The following is a 21,800-nucleotide window of genomic DNA, read 5'->3' on the forward strand; positions in this document are numbered from 1 at the left end:
GTATAATAGCAATAATTGTTAAATTGTTATACAATTTGAGTATATGATATAATAAATTAAGATAATAACTACTGATTTAAGGAGCGGTTATATGGAAGAAAATAAGAAATCAAGTCTTAAAGGCTTTAAAATATTTATTATGGTATTCCTTATATTAAGTATATTCTTATTAAAAGAAGAAAATCAAAAACGATTGGCTAAAATATTAGACTTCATTGGGGGCAAAGAAAAGGTTTTAGAGTTAGTTAACTCTTTTGAAAATGAAGACGATATACAAAATATAAATATATATAATGAAACAGTTGTAAAATACAATAATAACAAAATATCTTTTATGGAAACCGATGGTACACTTATCTTGGAAAAGGAATTTAATTTTGAAGATCCATTTGTTCATTATGGAGATAAATATATCTATGTAATGGACAAGTCTACTGGCGACATTTATTCTTTTGATAAAGATGGAAAAACTATAGATAGGTTGCAATTTGGTAAGGAGATATTTAATTTAAAGGAAAGCCATCAAAACCTTATTTATCACATAAAAAATTCAGATGTGGAAAGTATAAAGATATTAGATAAAGATAGAGTAACGTTTGGAAATTATTCATACGAGGATAAGAATATTCTTACCTGTGTTTCAAATATAAATGGAACAAGAGCTGCTATATCCTTGTTAAATCTAAATGAAGGAATATTAAAATCACAAATAGAATATTATGGTGAAAATGAGGAAAAGTTAGGTTCACTAGATATTGAAGGAGAAATAGTGGTATATCTTAATTTTACATCGAAGAATGAGATTATTGCATTAAGTGATCGTTCTTTATACTTCATTAAAGATGATAAAATAATGTGGAAAAAAGAATTTGATTTAATAAAAGATATTTATCTTGGAAAAGATAAAATTTATATTTTATATAGTAATTACTTAGAGACCATAGATTTCAATGGAAATACAGAAGAAAAAATTGGATTTACAGAGGATTATAAGAAAGTATTGCCATTTGAACAAAGGTTTTTACTCTATGGAGACGATAATATAATTATAGTAGAAGGAAAAAAGGAGATATTAAAACATAATGATAATATAATTGAAGTATTTACTTCCAAAGATCAGATACTAATATGGGGACCAGAAGAAATAAAGACATATAGGATATCAAATAAAAAATAAGGTGAAAAATGTCTAATTATGGGTATATTCATTAGTATAATGAGTAATTAAATGGGAGGGGTAAAATGACTAGAAAAAATTATTCTTTAGGTGTAATATTAATATTTATAGGTTTAATGTTTTTACTTATGAATTTAAGTCTACTTACTTTTGATTGGCTATTATTTATATTGGCAGTGGGACTAATAGTATGGGATTTAATAAAAGGTAATATGGTCTATTTAATAGCAGGTTTACTTCTCCTTGGAATATCATCTGTAGCTCTTATAGATGAATACTTATTTACAGCTATTAGTGTAAAATCCTTTATATATCAATTGACATTTGGTATCATATCTTTAGTACTATATGGAAAGCATGGAAATAAAGGTTTTCTAATATTAGGAACTTTACTATCTGCCATGAGTATTAACAGTTTAATTGAGGAAACAGCTACAACTGATGTAAGCTGGACAAGGTTTTTATTGTTTGCTATTGCTTTCTTTATTTCATATGTTATAGGATATAGAAAAGAAAGCGTAGATTGGCCAAGAAATATATCTGTTATAATGTTAATTGCTTCTGCTATATCTTTATTAGGATCTAAGGATTTATTAAAAATTGGATTTTGGAAATTTATATCGTATTTAGTACCTGCCATCATTATATTATTTGGAATTAAGATAATATATAGTGGAATAAAGGAATCAAGATAATCCCAGAACAACGGGATTTTCTTTCTTATAATGAATAGAAAAGTTCTATTTTTATAATTTAATTTTAAGAACTTGACCTAAATGAGTTTTAATCAGATTGCCGAAATCTTTGATTCTGTGCAAGTTGCTTATACAGTAATCAATAAAAGCCGTCTCTAATGCTTTAATTAGGAAGCTTTTACTATTAATTATATCTATACTAAATAAGAATATATAACATTTATAAATACTTTTATGGTCAATATATAAAACTAGTATAATATAATTAATTGAAAATATAGGAGGAATAATAATGAGAATAGAAGTAGATGCAAGAGGACAAGTATGTCCAAAACCAGTTATAATGACAAAAAAGGAATTAGATAATTTATCTAGTGGAATAGTAACTACTATTGTAGATAATGAAGTAGCTAAAGATAATGTTTCAAAACTAGCTGCATCCTACGGATATAGTTTTATAATTGATAAAGGAAAAGAAAATGAATATTACATCCATATTACTAAAGGCGGTATAGGAGAGGAACCAAATTCAAATGTATGTATTCCAGATACATTTAAGGATTTAACTATTGCTATTGGTTCAGATAAGATGGGTGTTGGCGGAGAAGAATTAGGTAAGATTTTAATGAAGAGTTTTATCTATACAGTGAAAGAAACTACCCCTTGGCCAGCAACTATAGTTTTCTTTAATTCAGGAGTTTATTTAACTTGTGAAGGCTCAGAAGTTCTAGAGGATTTAAAAGCATTGGCTAATGAAGGTGTTGAAATTATATCCTGTGGAACATGTTTAGATTATTATAATATAAAGGATAAACTTCAAGCTGGAGAAATAGGAAATATGTATAGCATATATGAAAAAATGAGAAATGCAAATAATACCATAAACATTGGATAGGAGACAGCAATGAGAAAAGAGACTTACGGAGTAACTACCTATAAATCTACTCATCACACAATACAGGCTGAAGGAGTATTTAAGGAAAAAGGAATAAGTTTTAGAACTATACCTACGCCTAGAGAAATTACAGTTAGCTGCGGATTAGCTATTATTTTTGCACTAGATGATCTTCCTAAAGTAAAGGAAATGGTAAATAGTAATGAAGTAAATATAGACGGCATATATAAATATACTAAGGATGGACAAAAGAATAGTGCTGAAAGGATAATATGATATTGAGGTTGATTATATGGAAAAGGTCAGACATATAACAAATACTATCAGGTATTTTACTGATGATTACTTGAAAACTAGTAATGGACAGTTGAATATCTTAGGAAAATTATTGAAGATATTGATAATAATAATAGCAATAAAGATAGTTATCTCCTTAACTAATAAACTTATAGATAAGGCTCTAAGAAATAAAAAGGGAAATAATATTTTTATAAGTAATTGGAGAGCTAATACCATCGGTGAGGTACTAAAAAAGATTGTTAAGTATGTCTTATACTTCATAGGTATAATGATGATTTTAGAAATGTTCAACGTCAATACTACATCAATATTAGCTACAGCAGGGATCGGGGGATTAGCTATAGGTTTTGGTGCTCAATCCTTAGTCAAAGATATTATCACTGGATTCTTTATTTTATTTGAAGATCAATATGCTGTAGGAGATTATGTTAAAATAGAATCTTTAGAAGGCACTGTGGAGGAATTAGGTTTAAGAGTTACAAAGCTTAGGGATTTTTCTGGAGATTTGCATATAATTCCTAATGGAAGAGTTCAGGTTGTAACAAATAAAACTAGAGGAGCCATGAGGGCATTAGTAGATATATCTGTGACATATGAAGAAAATATAGATAGGGTAGTTAAGATACTGGAAAAGGTTTGTGCAGATATTAAATCTAGTAATGATGCTATATTAGATGGACCTACTATATTAGGCATTACTGATTTAGGAGAATCTAGTGTATCAATTACAATTATAGCTAAGACTAAGCCCATGGAACAATGGGCCGTGGAGAGAGAGATTAGGAAAAAGGTAAGAGAAATCTTCCATAGGGAAAATATTGATATACCTTATCCAAGAAGAGTAATATTTGGAGGGAAAGATAATGATACTAAAATATGATGTAGGAGATGTAATAACTTTAAAAAAAGGGCATCCCTGTGGAGAAAACAAATGGGAAATCCTACGAACTGGTGCAGATATAAAGCTCAAATGCTTGGGATGTGACAGACAAATTTGGATACCTAGAATAGATTTTGATAAACGGATTAGAAAGATTTTAGTAGATGATAAGTGGATTAGTATAGTTCATTACAAGGGGAAAGAGAATGAAGAAGAATGAATAGTATAAAAACAAACTATACAATTAATTGTATAGTTTGTTTTTTAGAATATATATTAGTAAATAATAATAAAATAGGTCATAATTAAAGTGTAGAAAATCCTTATTTGACTTATTTGAATTGACAAACAATATAAAATATGATTTTATATTATTATATATAATATTTACATAGATATTTTACTTAAAATTAGGAGGAAAGAAATGGGAGATGAATCTGGGGCCCCGATAACAGGACAATTGCTTTTAATTTTAGTGTTGACACTATTAAATGCTTTTTTCGCTGCATCGGAGATGGCAATGGTATCAGTTGATAAGAAAAGGTTAAATGTACAAGCAGAAGAGGGTAATAAGAAGGCGAAAATGTTAATAGAACTTTTAAAAGAGCCTTCAAGATTTTTATCTACAATACAAGTAGGAATTACATTTGCAGGATTTTTCTCATCTGCATCTGCAGCTGTAGGAATTTCAGATGATTTTGGAAGGTTGTTGGCAAGCATTGGAGTACCTTTTGCAAAGGATGTTGCTTTTGTATCAGTGACTTTAATATTGTCATATATCACTCTTGTATTTGGAGAGCTTGTGCCAAAGAGAATAGCTCTTCAAAATGCAGAAAAATTTTCAATGTTTGCAATTAAAACTGTAAGTATAGTAGCTAAGATAATGAGTCCTTTTGTTACTTTCTTATCTTTTTCTACGAATGCAATTATGCGTCTTTTTGGATTTAGTACTGTTGGTGTAGAGGAAAAGATTACATTAGAAGAGATTCGTTCAATGGTAGAGGTTGGACAGGAGCAGGGTGTAATTAATTCAATAGAACGAGAGATGATAGATAGTGTAATAGGCTTCGATGATAAACTAGCAGAAGAGATTATGACTGCCAGAACTGAAGTTTTTATGATTGACCTAGAGGACCCGATAGAGGAATATCTTAGTGAATTACTAGAACTGAAATATTCTAGAATCCCTGTATATGAAGGGGATGTAGATGATATACTAGGTATACTCTACATTAAAGATTTCCTACTAGAAGCATATAAGGCTGGATTTAATAATGTAGATATCAGAAAGATTCTTCGTCCAGCATATTTTATACCTGAACGTAAGAATATTAATGATTTATTTAACGAGCTTCAAAGTAAAAGAAAGCATATGGCTATTTTGATAGACGAATATGGTGGATTTTCAGGAATCGTCACTATGGAAGATTTGATTGAAGAAATAGTGGGAGATATAGATGATGAATATGACCATGATGAGCCAGATATTAGAAAAATAGACGATATGACTTTCATAGCTAAGGGAGCAATATCGATTAAAGAGTTGAACAGTAACCTTGGTACAAAATTAGATGAGGATTCAGAAGATTATGATACCCTTGGAGGTCTGTTAATAGATATAATAGGTTATATACCTGATGATGGTGAAAAGGTAGTTGTTGAATATGAAAATATTGAATTTCATATAGAAGAAATTAACGAGAAAAGAGTACAAATGGTACGTATAATGCTTACAAAAACGGAAGAAAATTGTTTTGAAGAAGAAAAATAATTATAATTAGTCAGGTACAATATTAATGTTGAAGTACCTGACTTTTTGGTATATTAAGCTAAGGGAAGGTGTCTTAATGGATATTAAATCGAAACATATGAAGAATGCTGTATTTTTAATTTCTTTTGCAATTATATTGATGTGGTTATTAGAAAATATTTCAGTAGTTTGGATGGGAATATCTAGGATGTTTGCAATATTTTCTCCATTTATAATAGGATTTGCAATGGCAGTTGTACTTAATAATCCAATGAAATTTATTGAGACAAGGTTATTTGGAAATAAGGGAATATTTAGAAAAACAAAAGAAAAATTTAAGAGACCAGTAAGTTATTTACTTACACTACTTATATTTATAGCTATTATTTTTATTGTCTCATTTATTATAGTTCCAGAACTAGTTAATACAGCTCAAGATTTGGCTGAAAAATTTCCTTCCTATTGGGCTAATTTACAAGTCTTTATAAAGGAAAATCTTGAAAGTAATAAACAAATAGTTGAGTGGGTAAATAATATAAATATCGATTGGGAAGCCATTGAAGAAAATATTATATCATTTTTTAAAAGCAGTGCTTTGGATTGGGTTAGTTCTACATTTACATTTGCATCTTCAATAATAAATGGAATTGTTAAATTTGCATTAGCCTTCATATTTTCTATATACATTTTATTACAAAAAGAAACTTTAATTAGACAAGCAAAAAAATTCATAATTGCATTTTTTCCAGAGAAAGTTGCCAATAAGATATTTTATATTGGGAATTTATCAAATAATATATTTTCAAGTTTTCTAACGGGTCAATTATTAGAAGCCTTAATAATAGGCGGATTATTCTTTATTTCAATGAATATATTTGGATTTCCTTATGCTCTTATGATAAGCATAATTATAGCTATAACTGCGCTTATTCCAATGATTGGTGCATTCATAGGATGTGCAGTAGGTGTTTTTTTAATTTTAGTTGTAGATACCAAAATGGCATTTTGGTTCATAATAATGTTCTTGATAATCCAACAAATAGAGGGAAATCTTATATATCCACATGTTGTTGGCAAGGCATCAGGTCTTCCGTCTATATGGATACTTGTTGCTGTAACAGTAGGAGGAAGCTTATTTGGAGTATTAGGAATATTGCTATTTATTCCAATCGGTTCAATAATATATACATTATTAAGTGAATCTATAAACTACAGATTAAAATTGAAAAAAGTAAAAAAAATATAGCGTTATAAATAATAATAACCGTCCAAATTAACTTGGCGGTTATTATTGCTAGAATCCATATTTTATTATACCAATTATTAGTAAATGCAAGGGATAAAATATATAGAATATCCATTTAGAATTTTTACTTCCTCCAGGTTTTCCATTATATTGTTTAAGAATAGGAATAGCTAAGAGTATTCCTATTTGGAATATCTGATAATACCAATTGTTATTATTACTAGTAAACATTAAAAAAGGACTAATTATTACAGGACTTGCTATAGCAATAAAATTCCATACTTGTTTTTTAAAGTTATTGGTATTTATTCCGAAAAATAATATCCATAGAACGGCAATAAAACTCCAATCACCTGGGGTCGCTATAATACAGAGACCAAATATTAGAATTATTTTTATTGTTTTGCTTAATTTTTCATGGTTCCAAACTATAAGAGACATTAATCCGAGAAAAAGAGTATACATAACAGAGGTTTGAAGCTTAAATTGAATGCCATTGTTGAAGGTAATAGGTAATTGACCATTCATAAAGTAATAAAATGGAATATGTGAAATAATAGCAAAAATCCCTAATCTTAAGGTATACCTTTTCAAATTACTAGTATGATGATAGCCTTCTGCTATAAAATAGCACATAATAGGTGCTGTAAGTCTACCGATCAAATGCATTATTTGACCTAAAACACTGCCTGTTGGAACAAATGCCCAAGCTATATGGTCAATAAGCATTGCAAAAATAGCAATTATTTTTAGGCTATAACCTGACAACCCAGTCTTATTAGGCTCTGTAATTAAATCTTTCATGCTAAAATCCTCCTAGTAATATAATAATTTGATTTTATAACATTTATTTATAGCAAACAAGGTCAAAATAAAATAAATGTAAAAAATTTATCTATTTTCGCAATATTCCCAATAGATGAACTTTGTGTTTTTCCCCTCAAATTGTATTAAAATGTTAGACAATTGCATAATTAAATAGTAAACTATAATTAAGGTTATAAGCGAAACCTAAATTTAATGGAGGTGCGTGTGATGTCATTAAACTATGCAAAGCGTATGGACAGCATCAAGGCTTCAGAAATTAGAGAATTGTTAAAATTAACTCAACAACCTAATATTATTTCATTTGCTGGTGGTATGCCAGCCCCAGAATCATTTCCAATAGAAGAATTCATAAAAATTGGAAGAGAGGTTTTAGAGAATACAGGAGCTCAAGCATTACAATATGGGCCGACTGAAGGTTATCAACCACTTAGGGAAGCTATAGCAAAAAGAATGGCAAAAGTAAAGGTAGATGTTAAGGCTGAAAACATATTAGTGACAAGTGGGTCCCAGCAAGGACTAGATTTTGTGGCTAAGATATTTATTAATCCAGGCGACATCATAGTTTGCGAAAGCCCCACATACCTAGGTGCTATCAATGCATTTAAGGCTTATGAACCCAAATTTATAGAAGTATCTACAGACAAAGATGGTATGAATATGGAAGAGTTAGAAGAAGTGCTTAAGAGTAATGATAATATTAAATTTATTTATGTTATTCCAGATTTCCAAAACCCATCAGGCAAGACTTGGTCTGTAGAGAGAAGAATTAAATTAGTAGAATTAGCAAATAAATATAATGTTGCAGTAGTTGAAGATAATCCATATGGAGAATTAAGATTTGAGGGTGAAATATTACCAGCAGTTAAACATTTTGATACAGAGGGAAGAGTAGCTTTCTTAGGTACTTTTTCAAAAATTCTTTGCCCTGGTTTAAGACTTGGATGGGTGGCGGCTGCACCGGAATTTTTAAGCAAATTTATACTTGTGAAACAAGGAGCTGACCTTCAATCAAGTACTATTTCACAAATGGAAGCAGCAAAATTCTTAGAACTTTATAATATAGATGAACATATTCAAAAAATAATTGATATATATAGAAAAAGAAGAGATGTAATGATGAAAACCATAGAAGAAGAATTTCCAGAAGGTGTTAGTTATACCTATCCTGAGGGAGGATTATTTACATGGGTAGTGCTACCTGAGTATATGAATGCTAGAGAATTAGCATTAAAGGCTTTAGAACAAAATGTTGCATATGTTCCAGGTGGATCTTTCTTCCCGAATGGTGGAAATGAAAATACCTTTAGATTAAATTATTCAAACATGGATGAAGAAAGAATAGTTGAGGGTATTAAGAGACTTGGAAAAGTAATAAAAGATGCTATAAGATAGTTATAAATTTTGTAAATGGTATTTAGCCATAAATTTTAAATTAGAAGATTAATAAATAAAGATAAAACCTTCATTTTACTTAGAGAGATAAACTTTAAGGAATGAAGGTTTTATTAATTTGATATTAACAATTAAACATCAACCTTAGGCAGTCTTATTTCTATAGTAGTTCCTTTACCTTCAATACTCGAAAGAGATAGTTGACCATCATGGTATTCTACAGTATGTCTAACTATGGATAAGCCAAGGCCAGTACCATTTACCTTTTTTGATCGAGATTTATCTACTCTATAAAATCTTTCAAATATTCTATTTTGATGCTCTGAAGGAATACCTATACCAGTATCACTAACTTTAATAACTCCCCATATATTATCGGAAAATATCTGTACATCTACTTTACCATTGGGTTTATTATATTTTATAGCATTATCCACTAGATTAAAGACCAAGTCTTCAATCATTCTCTGGTTTCCTTTAATCAATGTATTTTCTCCAGTTACATTTAGAGATATATTTTTTTCCCTTGAATTAATTTCTAGATTGGAGCACACAAATTGTGCTATAGAAAATAAGTCTATTGAAGAAATTTCTCTTTTAATAGATACATCATCGAGTTGAGATAGTTTAATAATAGAATCTATGAGCCCTAAAAGCCTATTACCTTCTTTTCGGATAATTGCAGCAGATTTTTGAATATCGTCTCCTTTAGCTATTCCAGTTTCTATCATTTCTGCAAAGCCGTTAATAGAAGTGAGAGGAGTTTTTAATTCATGTGATACATTAGCAGTGAATTCTCTTCGTATTTTTTCTGCTTCTTTTAGACTCTCAATATAATGTTCAATTTCCTTTTTCTGTATTTCAATAGTTCTAACGAAGGGCTCCAGTTCTTCATATATTGTAGCCTCCTTAACATTTTCCCCAGATAATATACTCTCTATATTATGAGAGGCTAGTTGTATAGGCTTAATTATCTTTGATGTTAAAATAGATGAGATAATATATAAAAATATTAAGATAAATACTAAGAGTCCTGCCATGGCAGGTAATATACCTATGAAAACATATTTTATATCTTGTATAGGTCTAGATATTCTGACTATCTTATTATCTACTTTCAAATCATAAAAAGAAGAGGAATGTTTCTCTGGTGGTACAGAATTAGATTCATAGACATGGATATCGATACTACTTCTAATATCCTTTGGATTATAATATCCGTAGAATAAAAAGACTAAGACAATGGAGGTGATAACTGCCGTTATGGTAGCTATAGCTGCCAAATTATAATATATTTTTTTATCCAAGTCCTAACCCCCTATCTTATATCCTACATTTCTTATGGTTTGAATAATTTTACCAGCATCACCAAGTTTTAATCTTAAAGTTCTAATATGAACATCTACGGTCCTGCTTTCGCCTTCAAAATCAGTTTCCCATACTTCACTCATTATTTTATCCCGAGATAAAACAATATTTTTATTTTTTAATAAATAATGTAGAAGTTCAAATTCTTTAAAGGTTAAATTTACCTCCTTTTCATTTACTGTTACAATTCGTCTTTTTTCATCTAAACAAAGATTACCTATAAATATTAAACTTTGTTTATCTTCTAATCTAATACTACGACGAAGAACAGCATTAACTCTAGATATTAATTCCATTACTCCAAAAGGTTTGGAAATATAATCATCGGCTCCCATATCAAGACCCTTTACCTTATCATACTCGCTGGTTTTTGCAGTGAGCATAACTATGGGTATATCTTTAGTACTATTATTTCTTCTTATATTGGCAAGTACAGCATATCCATCTTCGCCGGGTAGCATTATATCGAGTACAATCAAATCTGGAAGTTTAAATTGGAGTTCATTATATAAGTCATCAGCACATTCAAAACCTTTAGCTTCAAATCCATTATTTTTTAATGCATAAATAACTAATTCTCTAATACTTTCATCATCTTCAACACAGTAAATTGTCTTCATAAAATCACCCCTTCATACAATGCACAATTCACAGTTCACAATCAATTCGTACAATTCAATTATATCATTAAACATAATATAAGATATATTATAAAACCAAAGAAGAGTAAGATTTCTTCTTTGGTTTAACTTTTCTAATTCATAATTTTAAATTTATAGCCAAATGTCACTTAGGTAATTCAAAATTTCTCACATAATGTTCTCCAGTAATAGAATAATAAACCCATTCTGCAATATTTTCTGCGTGATCTCCGATTCTTTCTAGGTATTTAGCTATCATAAGTAAATCAACAGCTTGCTCGCCGTTTTCTACACTTTCTCTAATAAGCTCAATTAATTCATTCTTAACAATGTGAAATAACCCATCAACCTCATCATCATAGTCTATAACAGTTTTTACAAGTTCTAAGTCTTTCCTTACAAATGCATCTACACTATCTCTTACCATTTTTATTGTAGCTTTAGCCATTTGAGGAATATGGTTAAGTTTCTTTATATATTTTTGCCCAACAAGTCTTATTGTTATTTCAGAAATATCAGCAGCCTGATCTCCAATTCTTTCCATATCTGTAATCATCTTTAATGCTGATGATATCATTCTTAGATCACTAGCTACAGGCTGTTGCTGTAGCAATAGCTTTAAACATCTTCTTTCAATACTTTTCTCTATATCATCTACTTCTTTATCATTTTCCACAATCCTTCTTGCAAGCTCGGCATCTTGCTCTATAAGAGCGGTAACTGCTGCCTCTATGGAACTTTCAACTATACTACCCATATCTGTAAGTTCTTCATTTAATAAATCTAATTCCTTATCGAACCTACTTCTCATATACATCACCCCTTCTATAATTGATAATAAAAATATATTTTATCCAAATCTTCCAGTTATATAATCTTCAGTACGTTTATCCCTTGGCTTAGAGAATATATCATCAGTAGCTCCAAATTCTATTAATTCTCCTGATAGGAAAAATGCAGTTTTATCTGAAACACGAGTCGCTTGCTGCATATTATGAGTTACCATAACGACAGTATAATTATCTTTTAATTCTTGAACTAAGTCTTCAATCTTAGCAGTAGATATAGGGTCAAGGGCACTAGTGGGCTCATCTAGTAGCAATACCTCTGGATCAACAGCTAAAGCTCTTGCTATACAAATTCTCTGCTGTTGTCCTCCAGATAATTCAAGGGCATTCTTTTTTAATCTATCCTTTACTTCATCCCATATTGCAGCATTAATAAGGCTTTTCTCTACAATTTGGTCAAGAATATTTTTGGATTTTATACCATGTGTGCGAGGACCAAAGGCAATATTATCATATATACTCATAGGAAATGGATTTGGCTTTTGAAAAACCATACCGACACGTTTTCTTAGAAGATTTACATCTATATTTCCATTTCCGTTACCATTACTATATATATTTTTTCCATCTAATAGAACACTTCCTTCTATCCTACATCCTTCAATTAAGTCATTCATTCGATTAAGAGTTTTGAGAAATGTAGATTTGCCACAACCAGATGGTCCAATAAAAGCAGTTATTAAATTTTTCTCTATATTAATATTTATATCTTTAAGAGCGTGAAAGCTCCCATAATATAAATTTAAACTTTCAACTACAATTTTATCCATTTAAATCCCCTTTCGATAATTTTTTAGCTATTAAGGATGATAATCCATTAATTCCTATTACAACAATTAAAAGCACTACAGCAGTTGCATATGCTTGATTAGTATATAATCCTTCACTGGAAAGGGAATACATATGAATTGCTAAAGTCCTACCTGATGAAAATAAATTTTTTGGTATCTGTGGAACTGTACCAGCAGTATATATAAGTGCTGCAGTTTCACCTACAATTCTACCTATTGCAAGGATAATCCCAGCAAGTATTCCAGGCATAGCCGTAGGTAAAACTATTTTGAATATAGTTCTTAATTTACCTGCACCTAGACCAAAGCTTGCTTCACGAAGAGTATTAGGAACTGCTAGGAGGGCTTCCTCCGTTGCTCTAATTATAAGGGGGAGGATCATAATTGAAAGAGTAAAAGCCCCAGCAGCCATTGAAAAACTCCAACCTAAAGTTGTTACAAAGAATAGCAATCCAAATAAACCATATACTATGGAGGGAATTCCCGACAATGTCTCTGTTGTTAATCTTATTATCTCAACTAATCTATTGTCACTTTTTGCATATTCAACAAGATAAAATCCAGTGAATATGCCAATAGGACAAGCAATTAATAATGCTAAAAAAGTCATTATAAGAGTAGTGATTATTGCTGGAAATAAAGAAACATTTTCTGTAGTATATTCTAAAGCAAATAGAGAAGGCTTTAGATAAGGAATGCCTTTGATTAATATATAGCCAATTATAATAAACAATATAGAGAAGGTTGCAAAAGCTGAAAATATGACAAGTCCCTTAATCAATTTACTTAATTTATTCAATTAGGCCACCTTCCTTTTAAGAACAGAGAATAATCCATTTATAAGTAGTATGAATACGAATAATACTACCCCAGTTGCGATTAACGCTTCTCTATGAAGTTCAGCTGCATAGCCCATTTCTATTACAATATTAGCAGTTAAAGTACGTACTCCTTTTAATAATCCTTTAGGCATACGAGCTTGATTTCCAGCTACCATAATTACTGCCATGGTTTCTCCTATTGCTCTGCCAATTCCAAGTACTATAGATGAAAGGATTCCAGATTTTGCTGCAGGCAGCATTGCGAAAAATATTGAATATTCATGGGTTGCACCTAAGGCAATAGCCCCTTCATAATAACTGCTAGGTACCGATTTAATAGCTGCTTCTGAAAGCCCTATTATGGTTGGTAAAATCATTATGCCAAGAAGTACAGAAGCTGTTAGTATACTACTTCCTGTACCACCAAATAAATCTCGAGTTAAAGGTACTAAAACAACAAGACCGAAAAATCCATATATTATAGATGGAATTCCAGCCATTAGATTTACTGCAGGTTTTAAGAATTTATAAATCTTCTTTGGACAGAACTTTGCTAGATATATAGCAGTTAAGATTCCAATAGGTACTCCAAGAATTATAGCACCAGCCGTCACATAGATGCTTCCCACAATCATAGGAAATATTCCAAATGATGGTGGGATATTTGAAGGAGACCAATCTTTACCAAGTAAGAAATTAAATGCTCCGATTTTTCCAATCGCTGGTATTCCATTGGCAAACATAAAATAACATATTAAAATTACTGATACTATAGAAGCACAAGCGGAGATAAAAAATATTATCTCCATGAGCTTTTCAAAAAATTTTGTTTTCATCTAATCACCCTCTATTCAATGTCGCCCCAGTTAATAAGTTCACCTATAAATATATTTTTTACATTTTCTAAAGACACATCAGCTAAAGTATTTGCTGGATGAGTAATTACTGCGATACCATCTAATGCTATAGCAACATCTTTAAGCTCCGCTTTTTCACTGTCTTTTAAAGCTCTCGAAGCCATTCCTATATCAGCAGTACCATCTATAGCAGCTTGCATACCAGCTGATGAGTCAGATTGTTGTACCTCTATTTGAGCATTTGGATTAATTGCAATATAAGCTTCTCTAAGCTTCTCCATAACTGGAGTAACAGATGAAGAACCAGCTACTACTATCTTACCACTTGGTTTAGAACCGCTATATGGGGCTGCATTATCATCTATAGCTATATAGTTTTTTGAAACAACTTCTTGTCCTTCTTTGCTCATTATAAAATCTATAAAATCCTTAGCTACTTCAGAAATTTCACCTTTTGTTGCTATATTAAAAGGTCTGGCTATTTTATAGCTTCCATTTTTGATATTCTCAGTTGTAGGAGCTATACCATCTATATTCAACGCTTTTACTGTATCATTAAGAGAACCTGTTGATACATAGCCTATTGCATATTCGTTTCCAGCAACTGTTGTAAGTACAGTATCTGTTTTCATTTGAGTGATAGCTTCTTTTGTAGTTCTATCAACTTTTTTGCCACTGCCATCTTTTTCCTCTACTCCTGTTAACTCTACAAATGCACCTCTAGTACCAGAGCCTTCTTCTCTAGTAACTACTACGATTTCATTTGATGTATCAAATCCATTTTTATTATTATCAGTATTTACATTTTCTCCGCCTTGATTATTTGATTTACATCCTGCAAGAAGTGATGCCACTAAAACAAATGATAATGCTAAAATAACTATCTTTTTCACTTTATTTCCTCCCTTTAATTTCTTTATTTGTTTTCAGTATATAAGGAGAATGTTAAATCTATTGTTATGGTAATGTTAATTCTATGTAAAATCTGGACATAATTATTATATAAAAGGTATTTAAAATTTCTTGCATACTTTATTTATTAATGATATAATACTTTGGTAAATCCTTGCTCTATCTTTAGGATAGGGCCGACAGTCCATAGGGAGGTGAAACATATGAGAAAGTACGAAGCAGTGTTTATCTTTTTACCAAATGAAGAGGAAAAGAGAGTTCAAGTTCTTGACAGATTCAAGGGTATAATTGAAAAGGAAGGAACTATTACAAACATTGATGAGTGGGGAATTAGAAAGCTTGCATATCTAATTGATGATATTGGCGAAGGATACTATGTACTTATGAATTTTGAAGGTACACCAGAGGCAATAAAAGAATTAGATAGGGTTGCTAGAATTTCTGACAGCATTATGAGACACATGATCATTAGAGAAGATGAATAATCTAAGGGTAGGTGAGAATATTGAATAATGTTGTATTAATAGGAAGATTGACAAGAGACCCTGAACTAAGGTATATACCTGGAAGTGGTACTGCAGTTGCTAGATTTAGCATAGCAGTTGACAGGGGGCTTTCTAGAGAGAAAAAACAAGAAATGGAATCTAAAAATCAACCTACAGCAGATTTTATCAACATAGTTGTATGGGGTAAACCTGCTGAAAACTGTGCTAATTACTTAGTGAAAGGTAGATTAGTAGGTATTCAAGGCAGAATTCAAACGGGTTCTTATGAAAAAGATGGTGTTAGAAGATATACAACAGATGTTGTAGCTAACAATGTTGAATTCTTAGAATGGGGAGATGCAAATAGATCTCAGAACTTTAATGATACTAGCCTGGATTTTGGCGGTATAGAAGGCTTTCATCCCACTGATAATGATGACATTCCATTCTAGAAGGAGGGTAAGAAGATGCAAAGAAGATTTAAACCAAGAAAAAGAGTTTGTAGCTTTTGTGTAGACAAATCAACTCATATAGATTATAAAGATATAAATAAGCTTAAAAAATATATAACAGAAAGAGGAAAAATTCTTCCTAGAAGAATCTCTGGAAACTGTTCAAAACATCAAAGAGAGCTTACAACAGCTATAAAAAGAGCAAGACAAGTAGCATTATTACCATATAGTGCAGAATAAGAGAGGATACCCTCTCTTTTTTATTTAGACTTTTTATTTGACTTATGTCCCCATACTTTGTATTATTTTAATAAGGCCAAAATATAAAATTAAAGGATGGGAATGGGATGAAAAATAAAGACATAGATATTATAAAGAATATGAAAACTGTAGAATGGCTTAAGGCTCAACTACTTACTACTGTTGCTAATCTTTATACTACTTTGGCAAATGGAGAGGAAAATACAAGAGAAAATCTTGAAGATATTATTTCTAATCTTATATTAGAATCTTTACTTTTAGGTAAAAGATTAGGATTGAGTTATGAAGGGATAGAAGCCGCATTAAGAGATAATATTAAACTCAACTTAATAGAGGAGCACAAAATAGAAAGATGGTATGGAGATTTAAGTATATTGCTTGAATTTATTGATCAACATAAAGATTAGAGGTGAAATTTTTGAATAATAATGATAAGATAAAGAAAAGTACTGTTGAGAGTATAGTGGTAATATCTATTATGGCTTTATACATAGTCTATGGAATTCATTTCGTGCCCTTACTAATGTTATTTATCCCGCTGCCATTTGTAGTTTTAGGTGTAAGAAATGGTATATATACCAATATAATAAGCATAATAGCATCATCTTTAATAGTGGGTGCACTCCTTGGATTTTCATCAGCAGCTTCGCTTATTTTAATATTCGCACCGCTGAGCATTGCCATAAACTATTGTATCAACAATAGAAAAAGTGGTTTTGATACCATTTTAATTTCTACTGTAGCATTCTTTCTTTCCTTTTTAATTCTTATATCTTTTGAAGGAACAATATTAAATCTAAATTTTGTGAAACAATTAGAAGAAAATTTTAGACAGATATTAGCTATGCAAATAGATATGTTGAATGAAATGGGAATGACAAAGTATGAAATTCTTCAAACAGCAGATTTATTGGAAAGTACTTATAAGACAATAATCGTACTGATTCCATCATTAATGGCGATTTTCTCCTTGAGTGTAAGTTATGCTAATTTGTTTTTTTCATCAATAATACTTAGGAAAATGGGATATGGCACTGTTAACCTCCAAAGATTTTCTAGGTTTAAATTACCTAATAATATTATTCCTGGAATTGGAGTAATGCTTTTAACAGCATTTATAATAAAAAAATTAGAGATACAATACCATGAAGCATTGTTATTTAACCTTACGTTTTTAGTTGGTTTTATATTTTTTATCCAAGGATTGGCAGTATTAGATTTCCTTTTAATTAAGGCTAAAATGCGTTTGATATTCAGGATTTTAATCTTATCTTTAAATATCGTATTTATACCTATAAGTAGTATAATATTTTTTATAGGTATATTAGATACAATCTTTGATATAAGAAAAATAAGGAGACCAAAATCCTTATAGGAGGATAAATATGAAAAATAAAAAGATATTTGAATGGCAGGATAGCTATATTTACCTCATAACAATTGGTTTATTAATCATTGTTTTATCATTCTATCAACCCATACTTTCTGTAATAGGCATTGTTTTAATAGGTTATTTGATTTTCTATAATATAAGAAGTGTTGGTAGGAGAGAAAAGGAATTTAAAAAGTATGTAGAAGGATTGGGAGATGAATTTGAATCTGCAACCAAACATGCGATATTTAATATGCCTTTTCCTCTAGTTATGTTAGATGAGAATAGAAATATATCTTGGTATAATACGCCTTTTCTAAAGATGATGGGTGAAACAGATTTATTAAACGAAAAAATATCTGATCTAATACCAGGACTTAATTTAGATGGCATATTTAAAGAGAATGATATGAAGCCATTGGATATAAAGTATGGAGAGAAGAATTATAAGGTATATCCAAATCTAGTGGATACCAAAAAAACAAATAGCACCAATAGTATGATAGTAATGCTTTATTGGGTAGATAATACAAGCTTAGTAAGTTTAGAGCAAAGATATAATAGGGAAAAATTAGTAGTAGTATTAGCATATGTAGATAATTATGATGATGTAAAAAACAATACTCCAGAAATAAATAGACCATTAGTAATGGCAGAGATAGATAAAAATATTAACTCTTATTTTGCTAAATATAATGGGATTATAAGGAAATATGAGAACGATAAATATTTTATTATTATAGAAAATAATGGATTTAGAAATATAGAAAGTAAGAAATTTGACATACTTGATCAAATAAGAGAATTGGATTTAGGAAATACAATACCTATTACATTAAGTATGGGGGTTGGAGCAGAAGGGAATAATCCATTTGAATCCTATCAGAAAGCAAGAGCAGCTATAGACATTGCCTTAGGTAGAGGAGGAGATCAAGCTGTAGTTCAGGCTGGAAATCAATTGAGCTTTTATGGTGGAAAAACAAAGGCTATAGAAAAACGAAACAAGGTAAAGTCTAGAGTAATAGGATATGCACTAAGACAACTTATAGACCAAGCAGATAAAGTATTTGTAATGGGGCATAAAAACCCAGATATGGATTCCTTTGGTGCAGGTATAGGGGTGTTACGTGCGGTGAAGGATAGGAATAAGGAAGGATATTTGATTTTAAGCGGTGAAAATCCTTCTATTAAGAATATTTATGATAAAATGGTAAAGGAAGAGCCTCAAATTTTAGATCAGATAATAACTCCAGAAGAAGGCCTACTATTAGCAAATGATAGCTCTTTGATGGTTGTAGTAGATAACCATAAACCAAGCTTTACAGAGGCACCAGAGATACTAGATATCATATCTAAAGTAGTAGTTATTGATCATCATAGAAGAGGAGTAGAATTTATCAAAGATCCAGTTTTAACGTATTTAGAACCCTATGCATCTTCTACTTGCGAATTAGTTACAGAGGTATTGTCTTATATGAGTGATAAAATTAATTTGACAAAATTTGAAGCAGAGGCATTAATGGCAGGTATTACAGTAGATACGAAGAACTTTAGTTTTCAAACAGGAGTTAGAACCTTTGAGGCAGCTTCTACATTAAAACGGGCAGGAGCAGATACTACAGTAGTAAGACAATTATTTAGAGATGATTATAATACATTTATATATAAGGCAGAAGTAATAAAATCTTCAAAGATTATTTTTGATAAAATAGCTATAGGTAGGCTTGAAGCTCAAATGGAAGATTCACTCCTAATAGCTGCACAAGCTGCAAATGAATTACTTAATATAAATGGTGTTGAGGCTTCATTTGTAATGACTTATGTAAATCATAAACTTCATATTAGTGGAAGGTCTTTAGGAAATATTTCTGTACAATTAATACTTGAAAGCCTTGGCGGTGGAGGTCATCTGACTAGTGCTGGTACTCAATTAGATAATGTAAACATGGATGAAGCGGAAGATATACTTACAGAAACCATAGATAAATTTTTAAGGGAAGGTGAGGAAGAATGAAAGTAATTTTATTAAAGGATGTAAAAGGTTTGGGTAAAGAAGGAGAGTTAGTAAATGCAAAGGATGGCTATGCTAGAAACTTCCTGTTGCCAAAAGGAGATGCAATAGAGGCTACACCAGCTAATCTAAAGAAATGGAAAGAAGAAAAGGCAAAAGAAGAAGAAAGAAAGAAGAATGAGCATAATGAAGCTTTAAAGCTTAAAGAAAAAATAGAAAATATTACAGTAGTAATTCAAGGAAAAGCTGGAGAAGGTGGGAGACTTTTTGGTTCCATTACTTCTAAGGATATAGCTGATGCATTAAAGTCACAACATAAAATAGACATAGATAAAAGAAAAATAGAGCTAAAGGATAATATTAAATCCCTTGGTGTGACCAGTGTAGATGTAAGAGTATATGCTGAGGTGTTAGCAAAATTAAATGTTAGCGTAAAAGAACAATAATGAGGTGGGAAAAGTGGAAAACCAATTAATTGGACGCATTCCTCCCCATAGCTTAGAGGCAGAGCAATCTGTTCTTGGAGCTATGATTTTAGATAAAGAAGCTATAAACACTGCAATAGAAATAATTAGACCAGATGACTTCTATAAAGAAGCTAATAGAGAAATATTTGAAGCGATATTAGTCTTATTTAATAAAAATGAACCAGTAGACTTAATTACGTTATCAGAGGAACTTAAAAGGAGAGGAACATTAGAGAATACTGGAGGAGTTACTTATCTGGCAAATCTATCAAGTGCAGTAGCTACCACTGCCAATGTTAAATATTATTGTAAGATAGTGGAAGAGAAATCAATACTTAGGAGATTGATTAAGTCTTGTGATGATGTAATAGCTAAGTCTTATGAAAACTCTGATGAAGTAAATTCCATAATAGAAAAGGCAGAAAAATCTATATTCGATATTACTCAAGGTAGGCATAGAGAAGGATTTTCACCTCTTAACGAAGTGTTATTATCTAGTTTCTCTCAAATAGAAGAAAGGGCTGCAAATCAAGGAAGTTTAACAGGTTTAACAACAGGGTTTATAGATTTGGATAATAAACTATCAGGACTACAAAAATCAGATTTGGTTTTATTGGCAGCTAGACCTTCCATGGGAAAAACTGCCATATCTGTAAATATCGTGACTAATGCTGCCTTAAAGGCCAATGCTAATGTAGCAATATTTTCTTTAGAGATGTCCAAAGAGCAATTAGTACAAAGAATGATTTCTGCTACAGCACATGTAGATCTTCAAAAGATAATTTCAGGAAGATTATCCGAAGAAGAGTGGATTCAAGTTATAAACTCCATGGGTCCTTTATCTCAAGCAAGTATTTTCATAGATGATACTGCTGGAATCTCCTTAATGGAAATGAAAGCAAAATGTAGAAGATTAAAGATAGAGAAGGGTCTAGATCTTGTAATGATAGACTATTTACAGTTGATGCAACTGGATGGACATCAAGAGAGCAGACAGCAGGAAATATCAGCTATATCTAGGGGATTGAAAGCCTTAGCTAAGGAAATGGAATGTCCTGTAATAGCTTTATCACAGCTTAGCCGTGCACCAGAACTTAGAGCTGATCATAGACCTATATTATCTGACTTGAGGGAATCTGGAGCTATAGAGCAAGATGCTGACGTTGTATTATTTTTGTATAGAGATGAATATTATCATGACGATTCAGAAAAGAAAAATATTGGAGAAGTGATTATAGCAAAACATAGAAATGGACCAACTGGAAGTATAGAGTTGGTATTTAAGAAAGAATTCACGAAATTTGTTAATATGATTAGAGAAGGGTAATAATATAAATAAATAGTAATCACA

The 21,800-nt window shown here is 30.7% G+C and carries 25 protein-coding genes; 17 read left to right on the forward strand and 8 right to left on the reverse strand.

The annotated features are described in order from the left end of the window. Positions 1-91: 91 nt before the first annotated feature. The 8 genes from RDK80_RS13865 (at position 92) to RDK80_RS13900 (ending at position 6,943) form a co-directional block, all read left to right on the forward strand. Positions 92-1,177, forward strand: coding sequence for a DUF5711 family protein (locus tag RDK80_RS13865; RefSeq protein WP_308524585.1), 1,086 nt, complete (start codon positions 92-94; stop codon positions 1,175-1,177). 65 nt (positions 1,178-1,242) lie between these two features. Then, a complete protein-coding gene (locus RDK80_RS13870; RefSeq protein ID WP_308524586.1) occupies positions 1,243-1,872 on the forward strand; it encodes a hypothetical protein in 630 nt (209 codons plus the stop codon). Between the two features lie 292 nt (positions 1,873-2,164). Further along, positions 2,165-2,767: a sulfurtransferase-like selenium metabolism protein YedF gene (gene yedF / locus RDK80_RS13875; RefSeq protein ID WP_094898660.1), complete on the forward strand. Its 603-nt coding sequence runs from the start codon at positions 2,165-2,167 to the stop codon at positions 2,765-2,767. A gap of 9 nt (positions 2,768-2,776) precedes the next feature. Next, positions 2,777-3,043 (forward strand): DUF3343 domain-containing protein, encoded by a 267-nt coding sequence (locus tag RDK80_RS13880; protein ID WP_308524587.1) that lies wholly within the window; start codon positions 2,777-2,779, stop codon positions 3,041-3,043. A gap of 16 nt (positions 3,044-3,059) precedes the next feature. Beyond that, on the forward strand, positions 3,060-3,947 hold the full coding sequence (locus tag RDK80_RS13885; RefSeq protein ID WP_308524588.1) for a mechanosensitive ion channel family protein: 888 nt from the start codon (positions 3,060-3,062) through the stop codon (positions 3,945-3,947). Next, positions 3,934-4,167: a DUF951 domain-containing protein gene (locus tag RDK80_RS13890; protein WP_308524625.1), complete on the forward strand. Its 234-nt coding sequence runs from the start codon at positions 3,934-3,936 to the stop codon at positions 4,165-4,167. The genes RDK80_RS13885 and RDK80_RS13890 overlap by 14 nt, the downstream gene beginning before the upstream one ends. A gap of 204 nt (positions 4,168-4,371) precedes the next feature. Further along, positions 4,372-5,718 carry a hemolysin family protein gene (locus RDK80_RS13895; RefSeq protein ID WP_308524589.1) on the forward strand — a complete coding sequence of 449 codons (1,347 nt, stop codon included), beginning with the start codon at positions 4,372-4,374 and terminating at the stop codon, positions 5,716-5,718. Between the two features lie 76 nt (positions 5,719-5,794). Continuing rightward, positions 5,795-6,943: an AI-2E family transporter gene (locus RDK80_RS13900; RefSeq protein ID WP_308524590.1), complete on the forward strand. Its 1,149-nt coding sequence runs from the start codon at positions 5,795-5,797 to the stop codon at positions 6,941-6,943. 48 nt (positions 6,944-6,991) lie between these two features. Here RDK80_RS13900 and RDK80_RS13905 read toward each other — a convergent pair whose 3' ends face one another. Further along, positions 6,992-7,747 carry a TraX family protein gene (locus RDK80_RS13905; RefSeq protein ID WP_308524591.1) on the reverse strand — a complete coding sequence of 252 codons (756 nt, stop codon included), beginning with the start codon at positions 7,745-7,747 and terminating at the stop codon, positions 6,992-6,994. A gap of 231 nt (positions 7,748-7,978) precedes the next feature. Between RDK80_RS13905 and RDK80_RS13910 the strand changes: the two genes are divergently transcribed. Next, complete coding sequence (locus RDK80_RS13910; RefSeq protein ID WP_308524592.1) at positions 7,979-9,163, forward strand: PLP-dependent aminotransferase family protein; 1,185 nt, start codon at positions 7,979-7,981, stop codon at positions 9,161-9,163. Positions 9,164-9,294: 131 nt separating this feature from the next. On the opposite strand, the gene RDK80_RS13915 is transcribed toward RDK80_RS13910, so the two are convergent. The 7 genes from RDK80_RS13915 to RDK80_RS13945 form a co-directional block, all read right to left on the reverse strand. Beyond that, the gene (locus RDK80_RS13915) at positions 9,295-10,470 is read right to left on the reverse strand and encodes an ATP-binding protein (protein WP_308524593.1); all 1,176 of its coding nucleotides are present in this window, start codon (positions 10,468-10,470) and stop codon (positions 9,295-9,297) included. Between the two features lie 3 nt (positions 10,471-10,473). Further along, positions 10,474-11,151 carry a response regulator transcription factor gene (locus RDK80_RS13920; protein WP_308524594.1) on the reverse strand — a complete coding sequence of 226 codons (678 nt, stop codon included), beginning with the start codon at positions 11,149-11,151 and terminating at the stop codon, positions 10,474-10,476. Positions 11,152-11,317: 166 nt separating this feature from the next. After that, a complete protein-coding gene (phoU, locus tag RDK80_RS13925; RefSeq protein ID WP_094898668.1) occupies positions 11,318-11,983 on the reverse strand; it encodes a phosphate signaling complex protein PhoU in 666 nt (221 codons plus the stop codon). Positions 11,984-12,022: 39 nt separating this feature from the next. Further along, positions 12,023-12,790: a phosphate ABC transporter ATP-binding protein PstB gene (gene pstB / locus RDK80_RS13930; RefSeq protein ID WP_308524595.1), complete on the reverse strand. Its 768-nt coding sequence runs from the start codon at positions 12,788-12,790 to the stop codon at positions 12,023-12,025. Beyond that, the gene (pstA, locus tag RDK80_RS13935) at positions 12,783-13,610 is read right to left on the reverse strand and encodes a phosphate ABC transporter permease PstA (RefSeq protein WP_308524596.1); all 828 of its coding nucleotides are present in this window, start codon (positions 13,608-13,610) and stop codon (positions 12,783-12,785) included. Before pstA ends, pstB begins: the two co-directional genes overlap by 8 nt. Further along, positions 13,611-14,468, reverse strand: a complete 858-nt coding sequence (gene pstC / locus RDK80_RS13940; protein WP_308524597.1) for a phosphate ABC transporter permease subunit PstC — start codon at positions 14,466-14,468, stop codon at positions 13,611-13,613. It abuts the gene before it with no gap. Positions 14,469-14,479: 11 nt separating this feature from the next. Then, positions 14,480-15,382, reverse strand: a complete 903-nt coding sequence (locus RDK80_RS13945; protein WP_308524598.1) for a substrate-binding domain-containing protein — start codon at positions 15,380-15,382, stop codon at positions 14,480-14,482. Between the two features lie 222 nt (positions 15,383-15,604). On the opposite strand from RDK80_RS13945, the gene rpsF reads away from it, so the two are divergent. The 8 genes from rpsF to dnaB all read left to right on the forward strand — a co-directional run bounded on the left by rpsF (position 15,605) and on the right by dnaB (position 21,776). Next, on the forward strand, positions 15,605-15,886 hold the full coding sequence (rpsF, locus tag RDK80_RS13950) for a 30S ribosomal protein S6 (RefSeq protein ID WP_308524599.1): 282 nt from the start codon (positions 15,605-15,607) through the stop codon (positions 15,884-15,886). A 20-nt stretch (positions 15,887-15,906) separates the two neighbouring features. Further along, positions 15,907-16,338: a single-stranded DNA-binding protein gene (locus tag RDK80_RS13955; RefSeq protein ID WP_094898673.1), complete on the forward strand. Its 432-nt coding sequence runs from the start codon at positions 15,907-15,909 to the stop codon at positions 16,336-16,338. 15 nt (positions 16,339-16,353) lie between these two features. Continuing rightward, positions 16,354-16,578, forward strand: a complete 225-nt coding sequence (gene rpsR, locus RDK80_RS13960; RefSeq protein WP_094898674.1) for a 30S ribosomal protein S18 — start codon at positions 16,354-16,356, stop codon at positions 16,576-16,578. A 107-nt stretch (positions 16,579-16,685) separates the two neighbouring features. Then, a complete protein-coding gene (locus RDK80_RS13965) occupies positions 16,686-17,006 on the forward strand; it encodes a MazG-like family protein (RefSeq protein WP_094898675.1) in 321 nt (106 codons plus the stop codon). A gap of 11 nt (positions 17,007-17,017) precedes the next feature. Then, positions 17,018-17,974 carry a DUF2232 domain-containing protein gene (locus RDK80_RS13970; protein WP_308524600.1) on the forward strand — a complete coding sequence of 319 codons (957 nt, stop codon included), beginning with the start codon at positions 17,018-17,020 and terminating at the stop codon, positions 17,972-17,974. 10 nt (positions 17,975-17,984) lie between these two features. Then, positions 17,985-19,985 carry a DHH family phosphoesterase gene (locus tag RDK80_RS13975; RefSeq protein WP_308524601.1) on the forward strand — a complete coding sequence of 667 codons (2,001 nt, stop codon included), beginning with the start codon at positions 17,985-17,987 and terminating at the stop codon, positions 19,983-19,985. After that, positions 19,982-20,428: a 50S ribosomal protein L9 gene (gene rplI, locus RDK80_RS13980; protein ID WP_094898677.1), complete on the forward strand. Its 447-nt coding sequence runs from the start codon at positions 19,982-19,984 to the stop codon at positions 20,426-20,428. The genes RDK80_RS13975 and rplI overlap by 4 nt, the downstream gene beginning before the upstream one ends. Before the next feature lie 13 nt (positions 20,429-20,441). Then, entirely contained in the window at positions 20,442-21,776 is a 1,335-nt protein-coding gene (gene dnaB, locus RDK80_RS13985; RefSeq protein WP_308524602.1) for a replicative DNA helicase, read from the forward strand. Positions 21,777-21,800: the final 24 nt, after the last annotated feature.

The sequence above is a fragment of the uncultured Tissierella sp. genome (genome assembly GCF_902479755.1).
Taxonomy (GTDB): Bacteria; Bacillota; Clostridia; order Tissierellales; family Tissierellaceae; genus Tissierella; species Tissierella carlieri.

Excerpts from the sequence above, each read along its gene's own strand:
- RDK80_RS13865 (WP_308524585.1), top strand. The coding sequence starts at position 92 with ATGGAAGAAAATAAGAAATCAAGTCTTAAAGGCTTTAAAATATTTATT.
- RDK80_RS13870 (WP_308524586.1), top strand. The coding sequence starts at position 1,243 with ATGACTAGAAAAAATTATTCTTTAGGTGTAATATTAATATTTATAGGT.
- yedF (WP_094898660.1), top strand. The coding sequence starts at position 2,165 with ATGAGAATAGAAGTAGATGCAAGAGGACAAGTATGTCCAAAACCAGTT.
- RDK80_RS13880 (WP_308524587.1), top strand. The coding sequence starts at position 2,777 with ATGAGAAAAGAGACTTACGGAGTAACTACCTATAAATCTACTCATCAC.
- RDK80_RS13885 (WP_308524588.1), top strand. The coding sequence starts at position 3,060 with ATGGAAAAGGTCAGACATATAACAAATACTATCAGGTATTTTACTGAT.
- RDK80_RS13895 (WP_308524589.1), top strand. The coding sequence starts at position 4,372 with ATGGGAGATGAATCTGGGGCCCCGATAACAGGACAATTGCTTTTAATT.
- RDK80_RS13900 (WP_308524590.1), top strand. The coding sequence starts at position 5,795 with ATGGATATTAAATCGAAACATATGAAGAATGCTGTATTTTTAATTTCT.
- RDK80_RS13905 (WP_308524591.1), bottom strand. The coding sequence starts at position 7,747 with ATGAAAGATTTAATTACAGAGCCTAATAAGACTGGGTTGTCAGGTTAT.
- RDK80_RS13910 (WP_308524592.1), top strand. The coding sequence starts at position 7,979 with ATGTCATTAAACTATGCAAAGCGTATGGACAGCATCAAGGCTTCAGAA.
- RDK80_RS13920 (WP_308524594.1), bottom strand. The coding sequence starts at position 11,151 with ATGAAGACAATTTACTGTGTTGAAGATGATGAAAGTATTAGAGAATTA.
- phoU (WP_094898668.1), bottom strand. The coding sequence starts at position 11,983 with ATGAGAAGTAGGTTCGATAAGGAATTAGATTTATTAAATGAAGAACTT.
- pstB (WP_308524595.1), bottom strand. The coding sequence starts at position 12,790 with ATGGATAAAATTGTAGTTGAAAGTTTAAATTTATATTATGGGAGCTTT.
- pstC (WP_308524597.1), bottom strand. The coding sequence starts at position 14,468 with ATGAAAACAAAATTTTTTGAAAAGCTCATGGAGATAATATTTTTTATC.
- rpsF (WP_308524599.1), top strand. The coding sequence starts at position 15,605 with ATGAGAAAGTACGAAGCAGTGTTTATCTTTTTACCAAATGAAGAGGAA.
- rpsR (WP_094898674.1), top strand. The coding sequence starts at position 16,354 with ATGCAAAGAAGATTTAAACCAAGAAAAAGAGTTTGTAGCTTTTGTGTA.
- RDK80_RS13965 (WP_094898675.1), top strand. The coding sequence starts at position 16,686 with ATGAAAAATAAAGACATAGATATTATAAAGAATATGAAAACTGTAGAA.
- RDK80_RS13975 (WP_308524601.1), top strand. The coding sequence starts at position 17,985 with ATGAAAAATAAAAAGATATTTGAATGGCAGGATAGCTATATTTACCTC.
- rplI (WP_094898677.1), top strand. The coding sequence starts at position 19,982 with ATGAAAGTAATTTTATTAAAGGATGTAAAAGGTTTGGGTAAAGAAGGA.